The sequence below is a fragment of the Micrococcus lylae NBRC 15355 genome, from assembly GCF_001570885.1.
GTDB classification, from domain to species: domain Bacteria; phylum Actinomycetota; class Actinomycetes; order Actinomycetales; family Micrococcaceae; genus Micrococcus; species Micrococcus lylae.
In genome coordinates this window covers 1-7,329 of sequence record NZ_BCSN01000078.1, presented here as the reverse complement: position 1 = coordinate 7,329, position 7,329 = coordinate 1, and the positions used below count along the sequence as shown (strand labels likewise).

Here is a 7,329-nt window from a genome sequence, read left to right as displayed (position 1 = left end):
GCTGTTCCTCGGCCGCAACGTCGGCTACCCGGTGGCCATGGAGGGCGCGCTCAAGCTCAAGGAGCTCGCCTACATCCACGCCGAGGGCTTCGCGGCCGGCGAGCTGAAGCACGGCCCGATCGCCCTGATCGACGAGGGCCAGCCGGTCTTCGTGGTGATGCCGTCCCCGATGGACCGCCACTCGCTGCACGCCAAGGTCGTCTCCAACATCCAGGAGGTCCGCGCCCGCGGCGCCCGCACCTTCGTGGTGGCCGAGCGCGGCGACACCGCCGTGGAGGCCTACGCCGAGAACGTGTTCGAGGTCCCGGAGACCCAGCCGATGCTCATGCCGCTGCTGACCACCGTCCCGCTGCAGATCTTCGCGCTGGAGCTCTCCTCCGCCAAGGGCTACGACGTGGACCAGCCGCGCAACCTCGCCAAGTCCGTCACCGTCGAGTGACGCCCCCGGCCTGAGAACGACGGCGTCCGTCCCCTCCGTGGGGTCGGGCGCCGTCGCCGTTCCGGGGCCTGTGCCACGGGCTCGTGACCGCCGGGCCGGCTGCTCCCCGCCGCCGCCGTCGCGGCCGCGCCGAGCGCCGAGCTCGCGGACGCTCTCACCGCGGCCTCATCCCCGGCAGGCAGGGTGGTGTCGTCCCGCCGGGGGAGCGCCCGCTCCCGCACCGAGGCCGGGACGGGAGGAGGGAACCATGACCTGGCTCGTCACCGGAGGCGCCGGCTACATCGGCGCGCACGTGGTGCGCGCGTTCCTGGCGGAGGGGATGGACGTCGCCGTGGTGGACGACCTCTCCACCGGGCACCGGAGGTTCGTCCCGGAGCGCGTCCCCTTCCTGGAGGCCGACGTCAACGACGTCGAGGCGCTCGCCGCCTTCATGGCCGAGCAGTCCGTGGCCGGCGTGGTCCATGTGGCCGGATTCAAGTATGCGGGGGTCTCCGTCTCCGAGCCGCTGCGGACCTACCGCACCAACGTGGCGGGCACCGCAGCGGTGCTTCAGGCCATGGAGGTCGCCGGGGTGGAGGCGATCGTCTTCTCCTCGTCGGCCGCGGTCTACGGCACCCCGGACGTGGACACGGTCACCGAGGACACGCCCACCGCACCCGAGTCGCCCTACGGCGAGTCCAAGCTCATCGGCGAGTGGCTGCTCGCGGACCAGGGCAGGGCCCGCGGCATCCGACACACGTCCCTGCGCTACTTCAACGTCGTGGGCTCCGGTGCGCCCGAGCTGCCGGACACCAGCCCGCACAACCTCTTCCCGCTGGTGTTCACCGCGCTCGCCGAGGGTCGCGTCCCGCGCATCAACGGCGACGACTACCCGACCGAGGACGGCACGTGCGTGCGCGACTACGTGCACGTGGCAGACCTTGCCGCCGCCCACGTGACGGCCGCACGTCGGCTGGCTGCTGGCCGAAGGCTGCGGCCCGTCTACAACCTCGGCTCCGGCACGGGCACCTCCGTGCGGAAGATCGTCGAGGCGATCGTGGCCCAGACCGGTGCGGACGTGCTCCCGGAGGTCCATCCGCGGCGTCCCGGCGACCCCGCGCGCATCGTGGCGGACGGTTCGGCGGCCGCGGCCGACCTGGGCTGGGCCATGCGCCACTCGCTCGCTCAGATGGTGTCCTCGGCGTGGGCCGCGCACAGCGCAGCCCCGGGCTGAACGGAGGGCAGGGGTAGAGTGTGACCGGACCCGCCAGAGTGATCGAAATCACATGTCGTGAAGGGATACATCTATGAGCCCCACCCGCCGTCAGTTCGCCCAGGGGATGACCGCCGGCCTCGCCGGACTGGTGCTGCCTGCCACCGTTTCCTCCTCTGCCTCCGCCGTTCCGAAGGGCCCGAACCCGAACTCCGGACGCGGCCTGGATGAACGGGCGATCCAGGACGCCCTCGACGCGGTGGTGCAGTGGCCTGCCGTCGGCGCCGTCTGCTCCGTGGTGGGTCCGGCGGGCCGCTTCGACACCGCCTCCGGCACCCGCGGCCTGCACGCCAACGCCCCGGCGCGGGCGAACTCGGTGGCACGCATCGCCTCGGTCACCAAGGGGATGGTCGCCACCGTCGCCATGCAGGAGGTCGAGCGCGGCACCCTGTCCCTGGACTCCACGCTCGGCGAGGTCCTGCCCGGCCTGTGGCCGGAGCACGAGGATGAGGTCACCCTCTCGATGCTCCTGAACCACACCTCCGGCATGCCGGACGCCATCTGGGTGATCATGCGCGGCCAGTCCCTCTTCGACCTGGATCTCGACGAGCTCGCTGAGGTCGTCTCCCGCCACTACGGCCAGCGTGAGCTCGTCGAGTTGGCGAAGCAGGCCGACTGGTGGTTCGAGCCCGGCGCCGACTACGGCTACTCCAACACGGGCTACGTGGTGGTGGAGATGATGGTCGAGGCCGTCACCGGCCGCCGGATGCCTGAGCTCATCCGGGACCGCGTCTTCCGCCCGGCCGGCATGCACCGCACCCGCCTCGAGCACGGCACCCTCGTCCGCGGCGCCGAGATGCAGGACGCCGCCGTGCGTCCGCACGAGGCCAAGGCCCTCGAGACCATCGATCAGTCGATCTTCGCCTCCGCCGCCGCGGTGAACACCACCGCCGCGGACGTCACCCGCTTCTATCAGGCCCTCATGCGGGGCGAGCTGGTCTCGCAGCAGACCGTGGACCTCATGGTCACCCCCGTCGGCCCGGCCGTCCAGGCCGGCTACGGCTACGGGCTGTTCCTCGTGCCGGACCCATCCCCGGAGTACGCCGACGAGGTCCTCGTCGGCCACGACGGCGCAGGCTTCGGCTCCGTCTCCCTCGCACTGTGTTCGCGTGACGGCGAGCGCGCCTTCGCGTTCACCTACATCGGCCGCCCGTACTGGCAGGCCGGCTGGGACCAGGTGTTCGCCAAGGAGTTGGACCTGATGCGCACCGCGTTCGTCGTCAACGCCGCCGGGGCGCCGGCGTCCCGCGACCGCCTGGTGCGCGGCAACGCAGCGGCCGGTCGCCGCGCCGTGGCCGAGATCGGTGCCCGCGGCGCCCGCCTCGTCTGAACGCACCGCAGGCACAGTGCGAGGGCACCCTATCCGGGTGACAGGGCGGGGCGTCGTCGTTGTGCGCTGTCTGCGGCAGCGGCCGGCGGGTCGGCCGGAGGGCGGCCGTCGCCGGGAAGGACCCTCGCCGTCGGCTTCGGTCAGGCTCAGGCGGGGGCGCCGTGCACCACCTTCTGCCCCATGCCCACCACCGGGACGCCGGCCGCCGCCCAGGCGTCCCGATCGAGGACGTTGCGGCCGTCGATCAGGCGAGGGGTGGCCATGAGCTCGGCCACGCGGGCGGGGTCCAGCTCCCGGAACTCGCGCCACTCGGTGAGCAGGATCGCCAGGTCGGCGTCCCGCAGGGCCTCCTCAACCGAGTCCACGTAGTCCAGGCGCGGGAAGCGGGCGGCGGCGTTGGCATTGGCCTCAGGGTCGTAGACAGCGGTGTCCGCGCCGAGCGTGTAGAGGCGGTTGGCGACGTCCAGGGCGGGGGAGTCGCGCACGTCGTCCGAGTCCGGCTTGAAGGCGACGCCGAGGATCGCGATGCGGGCACCCTGCAGCGCCTGGACCGGGGCGGCCCTGCGGTGGCCGGCGTCCGCGGCGAGCACGTCCACGGCGAGGTCCACCACGCGCTCGCGGCGGCGCAGGTTGATGGCGTCCATCTCGGACAGAAAGCGCATGGTCGAGGTCAGACCCAGCTCGGCCGCCCGCGCCTGCAGGGCGCGGATGTCCTTCGGCAGGCAGCCGCCGCCGAAGCCCACGCCGGCGTTGAGGAAGCGGCGGCCGATGCGGGCGTCATGGCCGATGGCGTCGGCGAGGGTGCGGATGTCGCCGCCCACTGCCTCGGTGATCTCGGAGAAGGCGTTGATGAAGCTGATCTTCGTGGCCAGGAAGGCGTTGGCGGCGACCTTCACCAGCTCGGCGGTGGGGAAGTCGGTGGCGATCCACGGGGTGTCGGCCGCCAGGGGAGCAGCGTAGACCTCGCGCAGCACCTGCTCGGCGTGCTCGGAGGCCACGCCCACCACGATCCGGTCCGGGGTCAGGGTGTCCTTCACGGCGAAGCCCTCGCGCAGGAACTCCGGATTCCAGGCCAGCTCCACGGTGCCGGGCAGGCCGTTGGCCGCACGCAGCTGTGCCAGCAGCCCGGCGAGGCGGTCCGCGGTGCCTACGGGCACGGTGGACTTGCCCACAATCAGGGCGTCCTTCGAGATCGACTCGGCCAGGGAGGTCAGGGCCGCGTCCACGTAGCGCATGTCCGCGGCATGCTCGCCGCTGCGCTGCGGGGTGCCGACGCCGATGAAGTGCACGTCCGCCCAGCCGCCGACCTCCGCATAGTCCGTGGTGAAGCGCAGCCGACCGGACTCCACGTGCTTGACGATCAGCTCCGCCAGGCCGGGCTCGTGGAAGGGGAGCTCACCGCGGGCCAGACGCTCGATCTTGGCGGGATCGATGTCCACGCCGATCACCTCGAAGCCGAGCTCGGCCATGCACGCGGCGTGCGTGGCGCCCAGGTAGCCGGTGCCGATCACGGAGATGCGCACGATGCCTCCGCCTTCCTCTGCCTGCTGGCGGCAGTGTCCTGTCCATCTGCTTCTCGCCGGGATCTCCGGCGACGGCATCCACGCTAGGAACACCGGATGAGAGGACGGTGATGGGAGGTGGACCAGGGGGCAACGCCGCCTGAACTCTGTGTGTCCGTCCTGCCGCCCGCCTCCGGGCGACTCAGCCGCCCGCCGTCCAGGGAACCTCGGGCAGCGGGCACTACGATGAGTCCCGTCCGAGCGCCGAGGCGCCCGGACCCGGTCGTGTCCGTCTCAGATCTCGGACCGTCCGCGAGACCCCAGCCCACCGTCCCCACGGAGACCCATGCACACCATCGAGCCCGGCCGCCCCTACCCCCTCGGCGCCACCCCGGACGAGCAGGGCACCAACTTCGCGCTCGCCGTCGGCCGTGAGGCCGAGCGGGTCGAGCTGTGCCTCGTCCACGACGACGGCTCCGAGGAACGCCTCGAGGTCACCCACCGCCACGACACGACCTGGCACGCCTATGTCCCCGGCGTCGGCCACGGCCAGCGGTACGGCTACCGGGTCCACGGCCCCTGGGCGCCGGCGCAGGGCCACTGGTTCAACCCGCACAAGCTGCTCGTGGACCCCTATGCCCAGGCGCTGGACGGCGAGCACCGCTGGGGCCAGGAGCAGTTCGCCTACGTCTTCGGGGACGAGGACACCATGGACACCACGGACGGCCTGGGCGCCGTCATGCTCGGCGTGGTGGTGGAGGACGACTTCGACTGGGGCGACGACGCGCGCCCGGAGACCGAGCTGTCGGACACGGTCGTCTACGAGACCCATGTGAAGGGCATGACCGCCCTGCACCCGGACCTGCCGGAGGAGCTGCGCGGCACCTATGCCGGCATGGCGCACCCGAGGGTGATCGAGCACTTCCACCGCCTCGGCGTGACCGCCGTCGAGCTGATGCCGGTGCACCAGTTCGTCAACGACTCCACGCTCCAGGACAAGGGCCTGTCCAACTACTGGGGCTACAACACGCTGGGCTACTTCGCCCCGCACCGCGCGTACGCCGCCACCGACGAGCTCGGCGGGCAGGTCCGTGAGTTCAAGCAGATGGTGAAGGACCTGCACGCCGCCGGCCTCGAGGTCATCCTGGACGTGGTCTACAACCACACCGCCGAGGGCAACCACATGGGCCCGACCCTGTCCTTCCGCGGCGTCGACAACCCGGGCTACTACCACCTCGTCGAGGGCGACGAGCGCCACTACATGGACTACACGGGCACCGGGAACTCGGTGGACCTGTCCTCCCCGAAGGCCCTGCAGCTGGTCATGGACTCGCTGCGCCACTGGGTCACCGAGATGCACGTGGACGGCTTCCGCTTCGACCTGGCCACCACGCTCACCCGTGTGGAGGGCGAACAGGGGCCGGACATGCTCTCCGGCTTCTTCGACGTGGTCCGGCAGGACCCGGTGCTGCGCACGGTGAAGCTGATCGCCGAGCCGTGGGACGTGGGCTGGGGCGGCTACCAGGTCGGCAACTTCCCGGGCATCTGGTCCGAGTGGAACGGCATGTACCGGGACACCGTGCGCGACTTCTGGCGCGGTGAGCCGGGCACCCTCTCCGAGTTCGCCACCCGCCTGACCGGCTCGGCGGACCTCTACGAGGGCGACGGCCGCACTCCGGGCGCCTCGGTCAACTTCGTCACCGCCCACGACGGCTTCACGCTGCGGGACCTGGTCTCCTACAACGAGAAGCACAACCACGCCAACGGTGAGGACAACAACGACGGCGACTCCCACAACCGGTCCTGGAACTGCGGCGTGGAGGGGGAGACGGACGACGCGGAGGTCAACGCCCTGCGTGCCCGCCAGCAGCGCAACTTCCTGGCCACGCTCATGGTGTCCCAGGGGGTGCCGATGATCTCCCACGGCGACGAGCTCGGCCGCACCCAGCGCGGCAACAACAACGTCTACTGCCAGGACTCGGAGCTGTCCTGGATCCACTGGGACGAGGCGGACGAGGACCTGGTGGACTTCACCGCCTCGGTGGTGCGCCTGCGCAAGGACCACACGGTGTTCCGCCGCCACCGCCACTTCGACGGCCGTCCCGCCGCCCGCGACGTCCACGCCCCGCTGCCGGACATCGTGTGGCTGCAGCCGGATGCCGCCGCCAAGACCGAGGAGGACTGGGAGGAGGGCGCCCGCTCGATCGCGTTCTACCTCAACGGCCACGCCGTGCCGGAGGCGGACCAGGAGCCGAGCGTGGCGGAGAAGGACTTCTACATCCTCATGAACGCGTGGTGGGAGCCGGTGCCGTACACCCTGCCCGGACCGTTCTTCCCGGGGCGGTGGGAAGTCGTGGTGGACACCTCCGGCACCTTCGACCCGGAGGGCCTGCGCGGCGGCGCGGAGCACGGCCCGCAGGTGACCGCAGGCCAGGTCCTGGACCTGCCGCCCCGCTCGACCGTGGTCCTGCGCCAGGTCTGACTCATGGGCGCGCTGGACCTGGACGGGGTGCGCCGGCACGCCGCGGCCGCCGGGTGCAGGTGCGTCGTCTTCGGCGGCCAGGACGGTCGATCCGGCAGACTGGGCGGCACAGACGTCCGTCCCGGGCGTCGCGACGCGGAAGGACTGACGGATGATCGTGGGCATCGGCGTGGACGTCGTGGACGTGGCCCGCTTCGAGCGCCAGCTGGAGCGCACCCCGGCCCTGCGCGAGCGCCTGTTCACCCCGGCCGAGCGTGACCTTCCGACGGCCTCCCTCGCCGCGCGCTTCGCGGCCAAGGAGGCGATCGCCAAGGCCCTCGGCGC

At 71.6% G+C, this 7,329-nt stretch carries 6 protein-coding genes; 5 read left to right on the top strand and 1 reads right to left on the bottom strand.

The features are described from left to right. From MLY01S_RS11420 to MLY01S_RS11410, 3 genes are all read left to right on the top strand, one after another. On the top strand, positions 1-439 hold a 439-nt coding region (locus MLY01S_RS11420; protein WP_157531299.1), incomplete at its 5' end, for an SIS domain-containing protein. Between the two features lie 247 nt (positions 440-686). Continuing rightward, complete coding sequence (gene galE / locus MLY01S_RS11415; RefSeq protein WP_067192245.1) at positions 687-1,652, top strand: UDP-glucose 4-epimerase GalE; 966 nt, start codon at positions 687-689, stop codon at positions 1,650-1,652. 73 nt (positions 1,653-1,725) lie between these two features. Further along, entirely contained in the window at positions 1,726-3,021 is a 1,296-nt protein-coding gene (locus MLY01S_RS11410) for a serine hydrolase domain-containing protein (protein ID WP_067192242.1), read from the top strand. A gap of 146 nt (positions 3,022-3,167) precedes the next feature. Here the strand turns inward: MLY01S_RS11410 and MLY01S_RS11405 are convergent, their stop codons facing one another. Continuing rightward, positions 3,168-4,544, bottom strand: coding sequence for a UDP-glucose dehydrogenase family protein (locus MLY01S_RS11405; protein WP_067192238.1), 1,377 nt, complete (start codon positions 4,542-4,544; stop codon positions 3,168-3,170). A 325-nt stretch (positions 4,545-4,869) separates the two neighbouring features. Here MLY01S_RS11405 and glgX point away from each other — a divergent pair, with 325 nt between their 5' ends. Together glgX and MLY01S_RS11395 are read left to right on the top strand one after the other, a co-directional pair. After that, the gene (gene glgX / locus MLY01S_RS11400) at positions 4,870-7,005 is read left to right on the top strand and encodes a glycogen debranching protein GlgX (RefSeq protein ID WP_067192235.1); all 2,136 of its coding nucleotides are present in this window, start codon (positions 4,870-4,872) and stop codon (positions 7,003-7,005) included. A gap of 151 nt (positions 7,006-7,156) precedes the next feature. Next, the coding region (locus MLY01S_RS11395; protein WP_157531298.1) for a 4'-phosphopantetheinyl transferase superfamily protein at positions 7,157-7,329 on the top strand (173 nt) is incomplete at its 3' end.